We start from the raw sequence: 18104 nt of genomic DNA, 5'->3' as shown, positions 1-18104 counted from the left end.
CTTTTTTCATGCGCGCTTCATGCCGCCCTCACCTCCGCCAACAGCCGTGCCCACTCAGGGCAAGAAAAAAGGGCCTTGCATCTGCAAGGCCCTTGTTGTTCCTGAATCGAGTGCGCCGGTCAGGCGGCCGGTGGCGCTGTGTCGACAAAGCTCGGGCGGGTGCTGAGCTTGTCGAAGTGGCGAGCCAGGTTGGCATGCTCGCTGCGCCAGTCGAGGGCGGGAAAGCGGAAATCCAGATAGCCCAGGGCGCAGCCCACGGCGATGTCGGCCAGCGAGAAATGCGTGCCCGAGCACCAGGCGCGCTCGCCCAGGCCCTGGTTCATGGCCACCAGGGCGGCGTGAACCTTGCCCATCTGGCGCTCGACCCAGGCGGCGCTGCGCTGCTCAGGCGTGCGGCCGGCCCAGTGTTCTTCCAGGCGGGCGGCCACGCAGGCATCAAGCACGCCATCGGCCAGGGCCTCCCAGGTGCGCACCTCGGTGCGCTCGCGGCCGCGCTCGGGAATCAGCTTGCCCACGGGAGACAGGGTGTCCACGTACTCGACGATCACACGCGAGTCGAACACCGCGCCGGTGATCGAGTCCTGGCCTTCCATGACCAGGCAGGGCACCTTGCCCAGGGGATTCATCTTCAGAATGGCGTCACTGGCCCAAACGTCTTCGAGCAGGAACTGATAGTCGAGCTTTTTCTCGGCCATCACGATGCGCACTTTGCGAACGTAGGGACTGGTGAGTGAACCGATCAATTTCATAGCGTGTACAAGCCTCTCGGATTCATTCTAGCCATGGGACTGTTGCAGCAAAGCCTGTACAAACCGGCTGGACTCGGGCAGGCAAGGCAGGCCATGAGGCCCACAGCATCGCCGCGCGGCCTGCGAACCGAGCCTCGGAAATAACGGTAAAAATGCCGCCACCAGAAAAGCCGCAACACCAGAGAGGGAGCGCGACATGAGCGCAGCAGCCGCACCCCACCCCATGCCCGGCGAAACCGCCGCGCACGAGCGCCAGCAAGCCTTGCAAGAGAGCTTCGGCAGCCAGGCCGGCGGCGTGGCTGCGGTGTTCTCGAGCAAGGCGGGCGACTATCTGGCCGCCCGCCCCAACTACCCTGCCGAGCTGCTGCTGCACCTGCACGACCGGCTGCCGGCAGCGAGCGCGGGCCTGGGTCCACAACAGGCCCATGTGGTGGATCTGGGCGCGGGCAGCGGGCAGTTGACGGCCGACTTGTTGCAACAGGGCTTGCGCGTGACAGCGGTGGAGCCCAGCGCGGACATGCGGGCTCTGGCCGTACAGCGCCTGGGCCAACAGGCCGGATTCGCGGCGAGCGCAGGCACGGCCGAAGCCACCGGCCTGCCCAGCGGATGTGCCGACCTGATCACGGCCGCCCAGGCATTCCACTGGTTCGAGATCGGAGCCGCCCGGCGGGAATGCCTGCGCCTGCTCAAACCCAAGGCCGAAGTGGCCTTGATCTGGAACGACCGCCGCAGCGAAGACCCCACGCAAGAAGCGCTCGATGCCTTGTTTGACGAATTTGGTGGCGCGCGCCGACAGGCGCAAAAGCAGCATATGAACCGCCAGGGCGATCTCCATGAGCGCGCCGGGCTGGCCGCCTTCTTTGCAGGCCCCGTGCCCGCCAGCCGACACTGGGACCACGAGCACCAGCTGGATCCAGCGGGCTTGCTGAGCCTGGCGTTCTCTCGCTCCTACATTCCAGCCCGAGACAGCGCGGAGGGTCAGGTCTTGACCCAGCGCTTGGGCGAGCTGTTCGCGCGCTTTGCGCAGCAAGGTCGCCTGACCATGAGCTACCGCTGCCTGGCCATGATCGGTCGGCCACATGGTTGAAGCCGGCCCCAAGATCACCGCGCTCCTGACGTTCCCCCTTCCCTCCCTGTGACCCAAGTGCCATGAACCCACAAGCGATCCACGAACACAACTCGGCGCCTCTGAGCGCCCCCACCCGCGCCCTGCACTGGATTCTGGCGCTGGCCATGATCGGCCTCACCGCCGTGGGCCTCTACATGGCCGAGTTCGAGGCCTGGGCGCTGTATCCCATCCACAAATCCATCGGCCTGCTGGTGCTGCCCCTGGCGCTGGCGCGCGCGGCCTGGCGGCTCAAGGAAGGTTGGCCGCCCGCTGCCAGCCCGGCCACGGCCCTGGAACAAACCCTCGCGAAAGCGGTCCATGGCCTGCTGCTGCTCTGCACCCTGGCCATGCCCATCAGCGGCATGACCTTCTCGGGCGCCAGCGGCCACGGCTTCGGCATCTTCGGCCTGACCCTGATGCACCACAACGAGGATCCGCAGCGACCGGGTCAGGTCTTGCCCTTGCACGAGGGCCTGAGCCAACTGGCGCAAAGCGTGCACAGCGCCCTGGGCTATCTGCTGATCGCCCTGCTCTTGCTCCATGTCGCGGGCGCGCTCAAGCACCATCTGCTGGACCGCGATGCCACCTTGCTGCGCATGCTGGGCCGCAGCGAGCGCTGAACCCCAGCGGCGCGGGCGATCGCGCGCAGAATGGCGGGCTGACGCGCTGCTTTTCTGCGCCCCTCTCTGATTTGTTGTCGCATGTCCTCTTCGTCCCTCGCCCGACGCCGCCTCTTCACGCTATGGGGGTTCTCTGCCCTGGCGGCCCCAGGCCTGTTCCTCACACCCGCTGCGGCCAAGCCGGCCCGCCCAGCGGCCGCTGCTGATAGCGCGCCGGCCTTTCAGCTACCCGTCAACGCCCGCCATGCCCTGGTGCTGGAGAACGGCAGCGGCAAGGTCTTGATGGCCAAGGATGCCGACACCCAGGTGCCCATCGCCTCTCTGACCAAGCTGATGACGGCCATGGTGGTGCTGGACACCAAGGCCGACCTGAAGGCGCGCATCCGCATCCAGCGCGAGGACGTGGACACCCTCAAGTACAGCCCATCACGCGTGCCGGTGGGGGCACAGATGACACGCGGCGCAGCGCTGCACCTGGCCCTGATGTCTTCGGACAACCGCGCTGCCGCCGCCCTGGCCCGCACCCTGCCGGGCGGACTGCCGGCTTTTGAGCAGGCAGTGCGGGCCAAGATCCGCGCGCTGGGACTGACGCGCACCGAAATCGCCGAGCCCACCGGCCTGTCCGCCCGCAACCGCTCCACGGCGAGCGAGATGGCCAAGATCACCGCCGCCGCCGCGCGTTACCCGCAGATCAGCAAGCTCAGCAGCGACCTGAAGGAAAAGGTGCTGATCAACGGCCGGCCGGTCGAGTTCCGCAACACCAACCGCCTGGTCGGCCGCAAGGGCTGGGACATCCGCCTGTCCAAGACCGGCTACACCGAAGAAGCCGGTCGCTGCCTGGCCTTGCGCATGAAGGATAAGGCGGGCCGCGATGTGACCCTGGTCTTGCTGGACGCCGATGGCTCGGCCGAGCGCCTGGCCGACGCGGCCAAGATCCGCAAGTCCTTGGAACGAAGCCCCAAGAACGGTTGAGCACCCCCGACGAAAGCGAAAGCCCTGCATGAACCCCAGCACGTCTTCCAGCCAACTACCCGCCCGCCGGGTGCTGCTGCGCCCGGTCACCGAAGATGACCTGCCACGGTTGGCGGCCCAGGCGGGTGATCTGCGGGATCGCACGGAGTTCGAAGGCTCCATGCTGCGCAGCCCGCAGTTCTTCAAGAAGCGCTTTGCCGAAGACGGCTTCTCCAGCAACGAGGCCGAGCGCCTGGTCATCTGCGAGGCCGAGAGCGGCGAGCCGATCGGCTCTGCCTCGCATTTCCTGGCCCACCGCTACTCCAGCGCCCGCGAGCTGGGCTGGAAGATCGACGACCCCGCCCGCCGTGGCCAGGGCTGGGGCACGGCCGCCGCGCGCGCCCTGATCGACCATGTGTTTCATAACTTCGAGGTCCACCGTGTCTGCGCCGCGCTGGCGCCGGGCAATCTGGCTTCGCGCCGGGTGGCCGAGAAAGCGGGCTTGCAGTTCGAGGGCCGGCTACGCGGCGTGATCTTCATCAACGGCCTCTACCTCGACAGCGAGGTCTTCGGCCTGCTGCGGCCGGAATGGCTGGCGCGCCGCAGCTGAAGCTGGCGCGCGCCCTCGGGCAGACCCTGTCCCTCTGAAGAGGGAGCGGCTTGCCGCCCCGCCAGCGGCCGGGCACACTGCCGGCGCTTCGCGCGCGCGAGGCTGCAAACCAGGAACAAGCGCCTTCGCTCGAAAGGCCGCACCGAGGGAGAGGACCCGCCATGCTTGAACTGCCCGACGCCGCCTGCGTCTACGCACCCACGCCCGCCGCAGGCGCGGCAGCCCGGCCGCAGACCCTGAAGATCCAGTTCACCGGCAGTGGCAGCGAGTACTTCCGCATCTGGATCGTCAACCTGCTGCTGACCCTGGTGACCCTGGGGCTCTACCTGCCCTTCGCCAAGGTGCGGCGCCTGCGCTACTTCTACGTCAACACCCGTGTCGGCGGCCAGGCCCTGAGCTTTCATGGCCGGCCCTGGCCCATGTTCCGCGGCTTTGTGCTGCTGCTCCTGCTCGGCGGCGCCTACGGTCTGGCCGGTCATTTTTCGCCGGTCGCTGGCGTGCTGGCTTATCTGCTGCTGTGTGCGCTCTGGCCGGCACTCTGGCGCGCGGGCCTGCAGTTCCGCCTGGGCAACACGCGCTGGCGTGGCCTGCGCCTGAGCTTTCAGGGCGATCTGGCCGGTGCCTACAAGGCAGTAGCGCCGCTTTACGTCCCGGCCATGATGCTGATGACCGGCAGCGCCTGGCAGGCCTGGAATGACCCCATGGACCAAACAGGGCCAGGTGCCATGGTCGGTATGGTGGGTTTACTCGGCATGGTCCTGCTCAGCCCCTACTTCATGGCCCGCATCAAGCGCTACCAGCATGAGGGCTACGGCTACGCCGATCAGCGCGGGCAGTTCCAAGTGGGCACCGGAAAGTTCTACGGCTTGGTGCTCAAGGGCCTGCTGCTGTCCCTGCTACCCCTGGCCATCGCCATCGGGATAGCCATCGGCCTGGTGATGCTGCTGAAGCCCAGCGGAGCGGTGAACCCAGCCATCGGCCTGGGCATCGCGCTGTTGGCCTATCTGCTTTATTTCATGATGATCGGACCCTACTTCTCTGCCCGCATGCAGAACCTCGTCTGGTCGGGTACACGCAGCGAGCGTCTGGAGTTCCACAGCCGACTGAGCTTTCGCAGCCTGCTCTGGCTGACCCTGGTCAACTGGCTGCTCACCGCCCTGACGCTGAGCCTGTACCGCCCCTTCGCCGCCATCCGCACCGCACGGCTGCGCCTAGAGGCCGTGTCCCTGGAAGTGCATGGGGATATCGAAGCGTGGCGCGCGCAGGCGCAAGAAGCCCACAACGATGCCAGCGGCGAGGCCGCCGGTGACTTCTTCGGCTTTGACATGGGATGGTGAGTCCGCCCGTATCACCCCCGTCCTGGCGCGGGGAGCCGCGTCTGCGCGCGCAATGGTTTGATGGCCGAAGCGCCCAGGCCCAGCCTGTCTGGGCCTGGCTTGGCGAGGACGGACGCTGGCTGTGTCTGCAAGCGGCGGCAGACCCTTCGCATGCGCCCCCAGCGGCCGTTCTGGCCTGCCATGCCGCACGCGAGGTGGTCTGGCCCGAACGCCTGCGCCATGGCGAGCGCCAGGCCCTGCTGCCCGACGGCAGCATGCTTTGCGAGGACCCGGCCGACGAGGGCCGCCAACGCTGGGATGCCTGGGCACAGGCCTCCGGCCTGCGCGACAGCCTGACCGTGCGCAGCATGCGCAGCTGGCGCCTGGTTGGCGTGAGCGTGCTTCTGACTGCGGGCCTGCTCGCATCGGCCTGGGTCTGGGGCATTCCCTGGGTCGCGAAACAAGCTGCGGCCCTGGTCCCAACCGCCATAGAACAGCAGATCGCCAGTGAGGCGCTGGACCATGTCGACCGCATGTGGCTCAAGCCCAGCACGTTGAGCGAGGCGCGGCGGGAGGAAATCACACGGCGCCTGGCCGCGGCCGTGCGCCGCGACGAAATCCTGCGCGCCGGGCTGGAGCCGCAGGCCGCCGCCTTGCCGGCCTACCGCCTGCATTTCCGTGCCGGCCCCAAGGCCCTGGGGCCCAATGCCTTTGCCCTGCCCGGCGGCGATATCGTGCTGACCGATGCCCTGGTCGAGCTGGCCGAGGGCGAGCCCGACATCATCACGGGCGTGCTGGCCCATGAGCTGGGCCATGTGCGCCACCGCCACGGCATGCGCCTGGTGCTGCAAGCCGGCATGGTGGCCGGCGTGAGTGGGCTGCTGGTCGGTGACTTCTCGGCCCTGCTGGCTGGCTTGCCGGCCTGGCTGGCCCAAGCTGACTACTCGCGCGAGTTCGAACGCGAGGCCGATCTGCACGCCCGCCAGATGCTGCAGGCGGCCGGCATCTCACCGAGAGTGATGGTGCGCTTTTTCGAGCGCCTCGATGCCTATCAAGAGCAGCAGGGCCGGGACAAGTCGCCCTTGCCCATGGCCTTCGCCAGCCATCCGGCGAACGCCGAACGCATCGCCTTCTTCAACGCGGCGCCTTGACGAAACAGCGCCGCGCTGAAAGCGCACTCAAGGCCGCACGAACACCACCGCCGTGCGCGCCGGCAGGCTCAGCACACCGCTGGCCGCATCAAAACTGGCCTGGCGCGCGCGCGCATCGGCCGCGCCCGCTGCCAGATGCACCGGGTGCAGCTGCAGGGCATGGCCGAGCAGGCCAGGCACCGTCAGCTGCTTGGCCTGCTTGTCCACATTGATGGCATAGACCAGCTCCTGGAAGCCGGCGCCGGCATAGCCCTGGCCGTCGATCTGACCGATCAGCACCGTGGCCTCCTGGGCGGAGCCGGTGTTGTGGAACTTGAGCCGGGCCTTGATGTCCGCAGCGCTGCGCAGGCGCAAGAGGCTGCTGCTCTTGCGGATGGCCAGCAGGTCGCGGAAGACATCGCGGGTCCAGGCGATGTCCGCCGCGGCAGGCTTGATCAGCGGGTCGGCCAGCAGCGGGCGCAGCAGCGACCAGTTGTCGCCGTTGTCGCGCTGCGGCGGCAGGCCGACGCCGAAGTTGTTGTCGGCATAGCTCCAGTCCAGGCGGTTGAACCAGTCGCCCGAGTCATAGCTGTTCCGGTCCATGGACTTGCTGCGCAAGGTGTCCACGCCGGCATGGAAGTAGGCCACGCCCTGGCTGAAGGCATTGATGGCCATGCCCAGCGCCTGCACGCGGGCGCGGTCTTCTCGGCTGGTTCCGGCGGGCAGCTTGAAGACGTTGTTGTCGAACAGGCTGGTGTTGTCGTGGTTCTCCACGTAATTGACCACCTCGCCGGGCTCCAGCACATAGCCGGCCGGCAGGCCACCAACATTGATCTGCTCCAGGCGCAGGTTTGCATCCCAGCTGGTCTGCAGCTCGTAGCTGCGGATGGAGCCGGCCAGCGAGGCCTTGATTTGGTCGCCATGCCACATCAGGTCGCCCCGGGTCTTGCCGCCGCCATACGCATTGGCGTCGTAGAACAGGCCGTTGATGAAGCCCTGGTTGGCAAACTGGTTGTTGCCGCTGTCAAAGGAGCTTCCGCCGCGCACAGCATCGCGGATGAAGGGGTTGAAGCTGCCGATGCCGGTGCCGTTCAGGCCCAGCATATCGGCCTGCACAAAGCGCGCGCCATTGGCCACTTCGCCAAAGTTCCAGCCCTCGCCGAGGATCTGCACCGGGCGGCCGCTGGCGCGTTCGACGGCGGCCTTGAGGTCCACCATCACCGAGCGCGGATGGTGGCCCATGATGTCGAAGCGCAGCGAGCTGATGTGATAGTCCCGCACCCAGACGATGGCCGAGTCGATCATCAGCTTGGCCATCATGCGGTTCTCGGCCGCGGTGTTTTCGCAGCAGGTGGAGCGCTCGATGCCGCCGCTGGCGTTCAGGCGGTGGTAGTAGCCGGGCACCACCTTATCCAGCACCGAGGCGCTGTTCAGGCCGGAGGCACTGGTGTGGTTGTAGACCATGTCCATGCCCACGCGCAGGCCGGCGGCGTTGAGCGCCTGCACCATGCGGCGGAACTCGACGATGCGCGAGGCCGGGTCGGCCACGCTGCTGGCGTAGCTGCCTTCCGGCGCGGTGAAGTGGTAGGGGTCATAGCCCCAGTTGAAGCAGTCGCTGCCGGCCGTGGCGCTGACCAGGGCCTGCTGGGCCTCGCCGTCGGCGCTGCCGCTGGGGTTGGGCGTCACGCAGCCCTTCTCGGGCACGCTGGCGATGTCGAAGACGGGCAGAAGATGCACATCCGTGAGGCCACTCTGGGCCAGGGCGCGCAGGTGCTTCATGCCGCTTGAGTTGCCCTCGGCAAAAGCCAGGTACTTGCCGCGCTTGTCGGCCGGCACGGTGGGGTCGTTGACCGAGAAGTCGCGCACATGCAGCTCGTAGATGCTCATGTCCGGCGTGGCCTGCACCGTGGCGGGCGGCTGGCTGGCGTCCCAGCCGGCCGGCTTGAAGCTGGCGCTTTGCAGATCGGCCACCACGCTTTGCTGGCTGCCCAGGGTCAGGGCCAGGGAATAGGGGTCGGTGACCAGGCTGCGCACCAGGCCGACGCCGCGCACAAACACCGTCACGGCATAGCGGTAGCTGCGGCCGTTCAGCTCACCGGCCAGGCTGGCGCTCCAGGCGCCGGTGGCCGGGTCGCGCTGCAGGTCCACCGTCTGGCTGCGGCTGAGGAAAGGGTTGCTGCTCGGGGCGGTGACGATCACTTGCACGGCCTGGGCCGTGGGCGCCCAGAGCTTGAACTGGGTGCGGCCGTTCTTGACCGTCGCGCCGTAGTCGTTCACCTCGGCGGCAGCGCTGTAGAGGTCGTCAAGCGCGCCGGCGATCTGCGCGGTGCTGGCGTTCTGCACCTGGCCGACTGCGTTTTCCTGCACCAGCACCAGCTGCTGGGTGTGCAGCAGGGGCAGGCGTGGCAGGTCGGCCTCGCGCACCTGAAACACGCCGCCTGCGGCCACGTACTTGAAGCGCAGGGCATCGGCCGCCGGCACATTGCCGCTGAAGGCATCGAGGGTAATGGCGCCATCGGCGCCGCTGACCGGCGCATCCTTGGCCACCACGATCTGGCCGGTGGCCGAGTGGTAGAGCTTGACCACCGTGCCGGCCGGCGCGGAGGCAGCGAACACACGCGGCCATTGCAGCAGGCGGCGGTTGAGCCAGACGGCGCGGGCGTCGCTGCTGGAGACCGAGCGCAGATCGGGCGGTGCGGTGTAGACGGTGGCGTCCTGCTGCACCAGCCAGATCTCGCCGACCTGGTTCTGGATCTTCAGGCCGGCGTAATCGACGCGGATGTTGTTGTCGCGGCCGTCCTTGTCGTTCTGGTTCGGCGCCATGCCGTGGATGATGAATTCCAGGGCCTTGCGGCTGGCATCGTCACGCGGGTTGAGCACGGGGATGTCGAAGACGATCTCGCCCGCGCCGGCCGCATAGCCGGGCATGGCGTTGAAGGCCACGGGCGCGCCCCATTGGTCGATGGGCAGGCCGGCGGGCAGCGCGGCGACATTGAGGCCGCTGCCGTTCCACAGATGCAGGCCCCAGTTGCTGTAGCCACCGTCGAAGCGCTGGTAGTGCACGCGCACGGTGTGCAGATTCGGCACAGGCAGGCCCAGCGGGTTGCTGGTGTAGGTGACGCTGTCGCCCTCGACCCGCCAGATCTCGTTGGCGCCGGGCTTGAGCACATAGCTCTGGTCGGCACCGCCCCAGTCCTTCCAATCGCCCTTGTGCAGCAGGTAGCCGACCGTGCCGCTGTCGGCGGCCAGGGGCACGTCGTAGATGGCGCCGAAGTCATCGCTGCCGCTGGCGTTCCAGCCGCTGTTCCAGGCCGGGCTTTGCGCCGCGCCCCAGCTGTGCAGCTGCCAGCCGCTGGTGTCGCCATCGGCACGGCGGTAGTGCACGCGCAGCGAGGTGCCGGCTTCGGTGGCCACACGGGCGGCAGCGGCCTTGACACGGCTGCTGGGCTGCACGGCGGGCGTGGCGGGCACCGGGATCAGCACCGTGGTGTGGGCGTCGATGACCCGCGGGCCGGCGCCGGCCAGCCCCTCGGGGGCCGCGGCCGTTGCAGCGGCCGCGGCCTGGCTCATGGACGAGGGCCCGGCCTCCTCGGCCTGACCGCCGCCACAGGCGCTCAAGACCACGCAGACCAGGCCCACGCAAACGCCGCGGGCCTGATGAGCCAACCACCGGGCCGCGCGGGCCCATTCCAGGTGCATACCCATGTCTGTTCTTCCTTGCGTTCGAGGAGAGCCGCGCGCAGAGCATTGGGCGCGCCATCTGGCCGCTCACTCGCCCTCGCACCGTGCGCCCAGCACCGGGCCACGAGCGTGGCTGGTTCAGGCAGCGCGATGCTAGTGAAGTAAAACTACATTCGATAGCTGGTGGTTTCCCGGTATTTATTCACAATGAGCGCACGCTTTGTAGTCAAAGTACGAAATCAAAAGCGCGAGCGGCTGCAGCGACTTAACGCCACGCGGGCGGCGGGCACGCGGTTTTCATCGCCCTGTCATCGCCGGTTAAAATCTGCGGGTTTTTCCTGAGCCGGTGGCGGCGCGCGCCCTTCTTTGCTTGACGACGGGTGAGCGCGTTTCGCTGCAGCAGTCTGGCCGGCCGGAAGCTCAGCGCCCTCTGCACCTCCCCCTCATCAGCCCTGGCGGCCCGCAGCCGCCCACTGCCATGACCACCCAGTCCAACGCCTCGCTCTCCTCGATCAGCGCCCTCTCGCCCCTGGATGGCCGCTACGCCGCACGCGTGGCGCCGCTGCGCCCGCTGCTGTCCGAGTACGGCCTGATGCACCGCCGCGTGCAGGTCGAAGTCGAGTGGTTCATCGCCCTGTCCGACGCCGGCTTTGCCGAGTTCAAGCCCTTGAGCGAAGCCGCTCGCGGCCTGCTGCGCGGCCTGGTGGCCCGTTTCTCGGAAGCTGATGCGCAAGCGATCAAGGACATCGAGAAGACCACCAACCACGACGTCAAGGCGGTCGAGTACTGGCTCAAGGCCCGCTTCGACGCCAGCGCCGAGCTGAAGGCGGCCGGCGAGTTCGTGCACTTCGCCTGCACCAGCGAAGACATCAACAACACCAGCCACGGCCTGATGCTCAAGGCCGCGCGCCAGGACGTGCTGCTGCCCACGGTGGACCGCATCATCGCCAAGCTGGGCGAGATGGCCCATGCCACCGCCGCCACGCCCATGCTCAGCCGCACGCACGGCCAGACCGCCAGCCCCACCACCGTGGGCAAGGAGATCGCCAACGTCGTGGCCCGCCTGCGCACGGCGCGCACCCGCATCGCCGAGGTGAAACTGCTGGCCAAGATGAACGGCGCCGTCGGCAACTACAACGCCCACCTGAGCGCCTGGCCCGAGTTCGACTGGGAGGCGTTCAGCCAACGCGTCATCGAAGGCCAGCTGGGCCTGACCTTCAACCCCTACACCATCCAGATCGAGCCGCACGACTACATGGCCGAGCTGTTCGACGCGACCACGCGCCTGAACACCATCCTGATCGACTGGTCACGCGATGTCTGGGGTTATGTCTCGCTGGGTTACTTCAAGCAGCGCACCAAGGCCGGCGAGATCGGTTCCTCGACCATGCCGCACAAGGTCAACCCGATCGACTTCGAAAACGCCGAGGGCAACTTCGGCCTGGCCAATGCCTTGCTGACCCACCTGAGCCAGAAGCTGCCCATCAGCCGCTGGCAGCGTGACCTGACCGACTCCACCGTGCTGCGCAATATGGGCGTGGCCATCGGCTATGCCGTGCTGGGCTATGAATCCCTGCTCAAGGGCCTGGACAAGCTGGAGCTGAACGAAGCCGCCCTGGCGCAAGACCTGGACAGCGCCTGGGAAGTGCTGGCCGAGCCCATCCAGACCGTGATGCGCCGCTATGCCCTGCCCAACCCCTACGAGCGCCTGAAGGAGCTGACCCGCGGCAAGGCCATCACGGCCGAATCGATCCGCGAGTTCATCACCGGCCTGGAGCTGCCGGAAGCCGAAAAGACCCGCTTGCTGGCCATGACCCCGGGCAGCTACACCGGCAAGGCCGAAGAGCTGGCGCGCCGCATCTGAGCCTGAACCGCTCGCGCCGTGCCAAGCCCGCCACCCGGGCTTTCACCGATCACCAGCGCCCTCCGGGGCGCTTTTTTCTGGGTGTCTTTCCGTAGTGCCGTCGCCGCGCTCGGTGCCATGATGCAGCGTCTGCTTGCTTCACAGCGCCACCACGGGAGGTATCGCCATGCGTCAGCTGCGCCAATGTCTGAGCCTGACTGCCCTGCTGCTGTGCAGCACCGGGCTGTGGGCCCAGAGCTTCAGCAACCTCGACTTTGAGGCCGCGAACCCGGCCGCAGGCCCGGGCCCGGCCCCCGGCCTGCTGAGCTGGGCTGCCGCTGCACCGGGCTGGAGCCACGGCGGAATCGGGGGAAGCGGCGGCAATGGTGACACCGATTACGTCTACCAGGACCTGCCTCATGTCGGGATCAGCCCCTGGTACGCCTTGCTCGATCGCGAGGCGGGCTCGAACGTGCTGCAGGGGCGCTACAGCCTGTCCTTTGCCAGCGGCCATGCCTCAAGCCTGGACCCGAACTCCGCCTGGGTGCCGGCCTACCTGAGCCAGACCGCTCTGATTCCGCTGGACACACGCTCGCTGCAATGGCTGGGCACGGGCCCGCTGCAGCTGTTCGTGAACGGCCAAGCGCTCACGGGCGTGGCTGGCGCTTCGGCCCACGCCTGGGCCGCCGACCTCTCGGCCTATGCCGGACAGATCGCCGAGCTGCGCTTCCAGAACATGGCCCTGAGTCCGCAAGCACCGGTGACCCTGGACGGCATCGCCTTCTCGACGGTGGCCGTGGTGCCTGAACCCGCTTCGGTGTGGCTGCTGCTGGGTGGATTGGCCGGACTCATGGGCATCCAGCGACGCCAACATGCCGCGCAGCATGCCATGGACTAGGCCCTGCAGCCCGTGCCGCTACCGGGCTCATGGTTCCGGGGTCGGCCCTGACGGGCCGACTTCCCTGCGCTGCTCGCGCCTCGGGGCTGGCGCATAACTCACTTCGCTCACTCCGTTCGCTTCGTTCAGACAGAAGCGCCAAGTCAGTTCTTGAAGCGCGCGGGTACGCGCGCGCCCCGAGGCGCTGTGCTGCTCGGCCCTGCACAAATCGCCCGGCAGCGGCACGGGCTGCAGGGCGCTTGCATCGCGATCCATGTGCCCCATCAACGGTGGAACACGCCACCTCCGGAGGTGGCTCGGCCCGCCGACGGGCGATTTGTGCGCGGCCGAGGGCGCAGCGGAGCGGCTCAGGCGCGTGTACTCACGCGCTTCAAGCTCTGGCTCGGCGCCACTGTTTGACCACAGTGAGCGCAGCGAACGGAGGGAGTTTGGCGCCGCTGAGCCGCGCAGTGAGCACCGAGGGGAGTCGGCTCACAGAGCCGACCCGCGAACCATGAGCCCGGCGGCGGGCCGAGCCGCCGCAGCGAGAAAGCGCAGCATGATCTGTCGGCATGACCGATCCAAGGTTTTGGCGGCCCGCAGTTCGACGGCCACCCCACATTTCGGGACGATCTGAACGACCATGCCGCCGCGGCATCAGGCTGCTGCCACCCCGTTGGCAAGAGCCATTGACTAGCATTCAAACTCCACAGACCACCGGAGCTCCGCCATGGCCGCTCGATCAATCGAACATTGGCTCAATGACATCCGCCTGCTGAACGAAGACGGCCACAGCATCGCGCTGGCCGTGCGCGCCCTGATGAAGCGTGAGTTCAAGCCTTTGGCGGAGGAGATCAAGTACGGCGGCATCTTGTTTGCGTCTGGATCGCAGCATTTCTGCGGCCTGTTCGTCTACAAGGCGCATGTCTCGGTCGAGTTCGGGCAGGGCGCGGCCATGCCGGATGAGCACGGCCTGCTCGAGGGCAGCGGCAAGCTGCGCCGCCACCTCAAGCTGCAGCGCCTCGCCGACATCGAGGCCAAGCAGCTGGCGCACTACCTGAAGCTCGCCCATCATCAAGCGGCTCAGGCATCATGACGAGATGCTGAGAACTGCACGCCTGACCCTGCGCCCCTTCACCCTGGCAGACGCCGGCTTCATGCTGCGCCTGCTCAACGAGCCCAGCTGGTTGCGCTACATCGGCGACCGGGGCGTGCACACCCTGGCCGAGGCCGAACGCTATCTGGAGCAAGGCGCGCTGGCCAGCTATGCCCAGCATGGTTTTGGCTTCGAGGCCGTGGTCTTGCACGAAACCGGCGAGACCGTGGGCATGTGCGGCCTGGCCCAGCGCGAGTATCTGGACGCGCCCGACATCGGCTTTGCCTTTCTGCCCGAACACGCCGGCCGCGGCCTGGCCTTCGAGGCCGCGAGCGCGGCGATGGCGCGTGCGCGCGGCCCCCTGGGCCTGCGCCGCATCCTGGCCACCACGCGCGAGGACAACCACGCTTCGCAGAAGCTGCTGAGCAAGCTGGGCCTGCAGTTCGAGCGGCGGATCCGCAGCGCCGATGGCTGCCGCGAGCTGCTGCTCTACGCCTGGCAGGAGGGCCCTTCGCCATGAGCCCGGCCCGCATCACGCTGCGGCCCGCCGAGCTCGCCCGCGACCGCGCGGCCCTGCGGCAGCTGAACAGCGAGTACATGAGTTGGGTGATGGGCCAGTTGCAGCAGCACCTGGCCTTGTCCACCGAGCAGGCCCTGGGCATGCCCCTGGACGACTACATCGATCTGCATCTCGATGAAATCTGTCAGCCACGGGGCGGTCGCTTCTACCTGGCCTACATCGGTGATGAGCTGGCTGGCATGGGCGGCTTGCGCGCCCTGACGCAAGCGCTGGGCGACCTCAAACGCATCTACCTGCGCCCGACCCACCGTGGCCAGGGCCTGGGCGACGCCCTGGTCAGGCAGCTGATCAGCGATGCCCGCAGCCTGGGCTTGCAGCAGCTCTGTCTGGATTCCGCCCCCTTTATGGCCTCAGCCCACCAGCTCTACCGCCGCCACGGCTTCCGCGACGCCGGGCCCTACCCGGGCGCGGAAGTGCCCGAGCACATGCACCCGGGCTGGTGCTTCATGACGCTGGATTTGAGCGGATCGCAAGAAGCGGGCTGACGGCTCGGCCGTCCGAGGCAAGACTGGTGGCTCCACACCCGCCCGACCCACGCGCCAGGAGCCCAAAGCCATGCACCGCACGATCGAACCCGCCATCCACTACTGGGGCACGCCCGTCGTCCTGATCAGCAGTCTGAACGAAGACGGCAGTGCCAACTTGGCACCCATGTCCTCGGCCTGGTGGTTGGGCTGGAGCTGCATGCTGGGCCTGGATGCCAGCTCGCAGACCTTGCTGAACCTGCAGCGCCAGCGCGAATGCGTGCTGAACCTGGCCAGCGCCGCCAATGCCGAGGCCGTCAACCGCCTGGCCTTGTGCACCGGCACGCCCCAGCTGCCCCTGCACAAGCAATGGCTGGGTTACCGCCATGTGGCGGACAAGTTCGGCGAGGCCGGCCTGAGCGCCCAGCCCTCGGAGCAGGTGGCGCCACCGCGCGTGCGCGAATGCCAGGTGCAGCTGGAGGCCCAGGTCGTGGACATCCGCCCCTTCGGCACGCAAGACCCACGCCTGCCCATCGCCAGCTGCATGGTCGAGCTGCGCCTGCTGCGCGCCCATGTGGACGAGGCCATTCTGCAAGACCCGCAGTTGGAGCGCATAGCCCCTGCGAAGTGGCAGCCGCTGCTGATGAAGTTCCGTGGCCTGTACAGCGGTGAACGCGAAGCCCTGCCCTCGCGCCTGGCCCAAGGGCCGGAGGAGCGCTACGCCCCGTGGAAGCAGCGGCCTGCCTCTTGAGCAGGAGCGGCGAGCGGCCATGAAAGAATCGCCGGAGCCCTCTCTCTGACCTTCGCGGCCTCGCCATGCCGAGGAGCAATTCGACTGGGTGCAGGTGCAGAACTGCACCAAAGATGACACGCACGCGGCGCGCCAGCTGATGCAGGGGCTCGAGGGTCAGGTCTTGCGCCGCGCGATGCTCCCCGACCGGATGGCACGCCATCTCTACCTGCCGCGCAGGCCCGCGGTTTCTACGAGAAGCAGGGCTACCGCTGCTTCGGCGAGCTGGCGGACTACCCGCAGGGCGGTGCGCGCTTCTTCATGCAAAGGGCTTTGCTGCCCGCGCGCTGAAACGCGCCCGCCCCGCCTGGCGGGCTTAGTTTTTCTTCTGCGCCAGCAGCTGCTCCAGCTGATCGATGGCGCGATCCATGCGGCGCAGCAAGGCGCGGTAGGGCGCGGGCGTGGCCAGGTCCACGCCGGCGGCGCGGGTCAGGGCGTAGGCATCGGCTGAGCTGCCTGATTTCAGCAGCGTGAAAAAGCGCTCACGCAGGGCGCTGTCACCCTGGCCGATGCCCTCGGCGAAGTAGGCCGCGGCGCTGATGCAGGTGGCGTACTGGTACACGTAGAAGTCGCGGTAGAAGTGCGGGATGTAGGCCCACTCGATGCCGTAGAGCGGGTCGATCTTGACCACATTCTGCGCGTCGCCGTGGTAGCGCTTGAGCAGGTCCAGATAGATCTGGCTCAGGCGCTCGCCGGTGACGGCCTCACCCTTTTCCACCGCTTCGTGCGAGGCCAGCTCGAACTCCGCAAACATGGCCTGGCGGAAGAAGGTGCTGCGGATGTTCTCCAGCTGCTGGCTCAGGGCGAAGATCTTTTCATCGCGTGTCTTGGCATTGGCGACCATGTAGTCGGCCAGCAGCAGCTCGTTGGCGGTGGAGGGGATCTCGGCAATGAAGGTCGAGTAGTCGGCCGTCTCGAAAGGCTGGTTGGCGTTCGAATAGACCGAGTGCATGGCGTGGCCCCACTCGTGGGCCAGGGTGGACATGGCCAGGTAATCGCCGTTGTAGCTCATCAGCAGATAGGGGTGCACATCGTAGGCCGCGCCGTTCATGTAGGCGCCCGAGACCTTGCCGCGCTGCGGCACCGAGTGCATCCAGTTCTGCTTGAAGGCGGCAGCCAGCTTGCCGGTGTACTCGGCACCCATGGGCTGCAGGGCGGCCAGGGTCAGGGCTTCAGCCTCGGCCTGCGGGTACTGGCCCGAGGGCTTGGCCAGGGGCACATACATGTCCTGGTAGCCCGGAGCTTTCAGGCCCAGCACGCGGCTGCGCAGCTTCAGATAACGGTGCAGGGTGGGCAGGCCGGCGTTGGCCTCTTGCACCAGGCTGCGGTAGACGGCCTCGGGGATGTTGTCGCTGCCCTGGGCCATGGCCACGCTGCTGGGGTAGTTGCGCGCCCGGGCCATGAAGACGGTGCCGCGCAGATTGGCGGCGTAGACGGCGCCCAGCGTGCGTTCGTAGGCCTTGTAGACGGGCCAGAAGGCCTTGAACACCTGCGCGCGCACCTTGGGGTCGGCATCCGAGCGGTAGGCGGTGTACTGCTCCTGATCGAGCACCACGGTCTTGCCGCGGATCGTGATCTTGGGCCAGGGCAGGTCGGCATTGCTCAGCAGGCCGTAGATGGCGCCGGGCTGCTGCAGCGGCTCGGCGGCGCCGGCCAGCAAGGCTTCTTCCTTGGGGCTGAGCGTGTGCTCGGCCAGGCGCAGCATGGTGCGCAAGCCCTGGCCATGCTTGGCCAGGCCGGGCTCGGCGGCCAGGAAGGCCTCGACCTTGGCGCGGCCGATGGCGCCCACTTCGGCGCTGACAAAGGATGCGGCCTCGCCCAGCTGGTTGCCCACGGCATCGGCCAGCTGGCGGCGCGCCTGGTTGTCGCTGTGCTGGGTGTTCTCGTCGGCCTTCTGGAAGGCATAGGCCTGCAGGCGGTTCAGGCGCAGGCGCAGGGCCGAGATCTGGTCCAGGCCGGCACGCAGGCTTTGCGCGCTCTGGCCCAGCGTGCCCTGCAAGGCCTTGACCTTGGGCAGCTCGGCCAGCAAGGCCAGGCGCTCGGCCTCCCAGGTGGTGTCGCTGGGGTAGAGCTGGCTCAGGTCCCAGACCTGGGTGCCGGCCGCGCTGCTGGCGGCCTGTGCTTGCTGGACCGCAGGCTTGGCGGCGGCCTGAGTCGGCGCGGTGGATTGCAGCAGCAGCAAGGCAGCGGCGAGAGCAAGAGCGGTAGGTTGCATGGCGATGGGTGGTCCCGGCGCGCCGGGAGCAAGGGAGCTGGCGAAGGCCCGCATTGTCTGCGGTGCGGCCGGGC

15 protein-coding genes are annotated in these 18104 nt (G+C 67.7%); 12 read left to right on the top strand and 3 right to left on the bottom strand.

What is annotated here, in order from left to right; genetic code table 11:
• Positions 1–119: 119 nt before the first annotated feature.
• Entirely contained in the window at positions 120–749 is a 630-nt protein-coding gene (locus OOB33_RS06070; protein ID WP_271008043.1) for a glutathione S-transferase family protein, read from the bottom strand.
• A gap of 196 nt (positions 750–945) precedes the next feature.
• Here OOB33_RS06070 and OOB33_RS06065 point away from each other — a divergent pair, with 196 nt between their 5' ends.
• The 6 genes from OOB33_RS06065 to OOB33_RS06040 all read left to right on the top strand — a co-directional run bounded on the left by OOB33_RS06065 (position 946) and on the right by OOB33_RS06040 (position 6505).
• Entirely contained in the window at positions 946–1836 is an 891-nt protein-coding gene (locus OOB33_RS06065; RefSeq protein ID WP_271008042.1) for a class I SAM-dependent methyltransferase, read from the top strand.
• Between the two features lie 62 nt (positions 1837–1898).
• On the top strand, positions 1899–2477 hold the full coding sequence (locus OOB33_RS06060; RefSeq protein WP_271008041.1) for a cytochrome b: 579 nt from the start codon (positions 1899–1901) through the stop codon (positions 2475–2477).
• Positions 2478–2558: 81 nt separating this feature from the next.
• Positions 2559–3449: a serine hydrolase gene (locus tag OOB33_RS06055; protein WP_102768463.1), complete on the top strand. Its 891-nt coding sequence runs from the start codon at positions 2559–2561 to the stop codon at positions 3447–3449.
• A gap of 28 nt (positions 3450–3477) precedes the next feature.
• Positions 3478–4038 carry a GNAT family N-acetyltransferase gene (locus tag OOB33_RS06050; RefSeq protein WP_165794608.1) on the top strand — a complete coding sequence of 187 codons (561 nt, stop codon included), beginning with the start codon at positions 3478–3480 and terminating at the stop codon, positions 4036–4038.
• 161 nt (positions 4039–4199) lie between these two features.
• A complete protein-coding gene (locus OOB33_RS06045) occupies positions 4200–5375 on the top strand; it encodes a YjgN family protein (RefSeq protein ID WP_271008040.1) in 1176 nt (391 codons plus the stop codon).
• Positions 5369–6505, top strand: a complete 1137-nt coding sequence (locus OOB33_RS06040) for a M48 family metallopeptidase (protein ID WP_271008039.1) — start codon at positions 5369–5371, stop codon at positions 6503–6505. The genes OOB33_RS06045 and OOB33_RS06040 overlap by 7 nt, the downstream gene beginning before the upstream one ends.
• 27 nt (positions 6506–6532) lie before the next feature.
• Here OOB33_RS06040 and OOB33_RS06035 read toward each other — a convergent pair whose 3' ends face one another.
• Positions 6533–10189, bottom strand: coding sequence for an alpha-1,6-glucosidase domain-containing protein (locus OOB33_RS06035; protein ID WP_271008038.1), 3657 nt, complete (start codon positions 10187–10189; stop codon positions 6533–6535).
• A 454-nt stretch (positions 10190–10643) separates the two neighbouring features.
• On the opposite strand from OOB33_RS06035, the gene purB reads away from it, so the two are divergent.
• From purB to OOB33_RS06005, 6 genes are all read left to right on the top strand, one after another.
• A complete protein-coding gene (purB, locus tag OOB33_RS06030; RefSeq protein WP_102768467.1) occupies positions 10644–12029 on the top strand; it encodes an adenylosuccinate lyase in 1386 nt (461 codons plus the stop codon).
• 166 nt (positions 12030–12195) lie between these two features.
• Positions 12196–12906: a VPLPA-CTERM sorting domain-containing protein gene (locus OOB33_RS06025; RefSeq protein WP_271008037.1), complete on the top strand. Its 711-nt coding sequence runs from the start codon at positions 12196–12198 to the stop codon at positions 12904–12906.
• Positions 12907–13615: 709 nt separating this feature from the next.
• Positions 13616–13981 (top strand): DUF1801 domain-containing protein, encoded by a 366-nt coding sequence (locus tag OOB33_RS06020; protein WP_102768469.1) that lies wholly within the window; start codon positions 13616–13618, stop codon positions 13979–13981.
• A gap of 4 nt (positions 13982–13985) precedes the next feature.
• Positions 13986–14501, top strand: coding sequence for a GNAT family N-acetyltransferase (locus OOB33_RS06015; protein ID WP_271008036.1), 516 nt, complete (start codon positions 13986–13988; stop codon positions 14499–14501).
• Positions 14498–15046, top strand: coding sequence for a GNAT family N-acetyltransferase (locus tag OOB33_RS06010; RefSeq protein ID WP_271008035.1), 549 nt, complete (start codon positions 14498–14500; stop codon positions 15044–15046). The genes OOB33_RS06015 and OOB33_RS06010 overlap by 4 nt, the downstream gene beginning before the upstream one ends.
• 70 nt (positions 15047–15116) lie before the next feature.
• A complete protein-coding gene (locus OOB33_RS06005; protein WP_271008034.1) occupies positions 15117–15776 on the top strand; it encodes a flavin reductase family protein in 660 nt (219 codons plus the stop codon).
• Positions 15777–16131: 355 nt separating this feature from the next.
• Here the strand turns inward: OOB33_RS06005 and pepF are convergent, their stop codons facing one another.
• On the bottom strand, positions 16132–18030 hold the full coding sequence (gene pepF, locus OOB33_RS06000) for an oligoendopeptidase F (RefSeq protein WP_271008033.1): 1899 nt from the start codon (positions 18028–18030) through the stop codon (positions 16132–16134).
• Between the last annotated feature and the right edge of the window lie 74 nt (positions 18031–18104).

Source organism: Paucibacter sp. B51 (assembly GCF_027863535.1).
GTDB classification, from domain to species: Bacteria; Pseudomonadota; Gammaproteobacteria; order Burkholderiales; family Burkholderiaceae_C; genus Paucibacter_A; species Paucibacter_A aquatilis.
The sequence above is the reverse complement of the archived record's forward strand: the minus strand, read 5'-3'. Positions and strand labels throughout refer to the sequence as shown.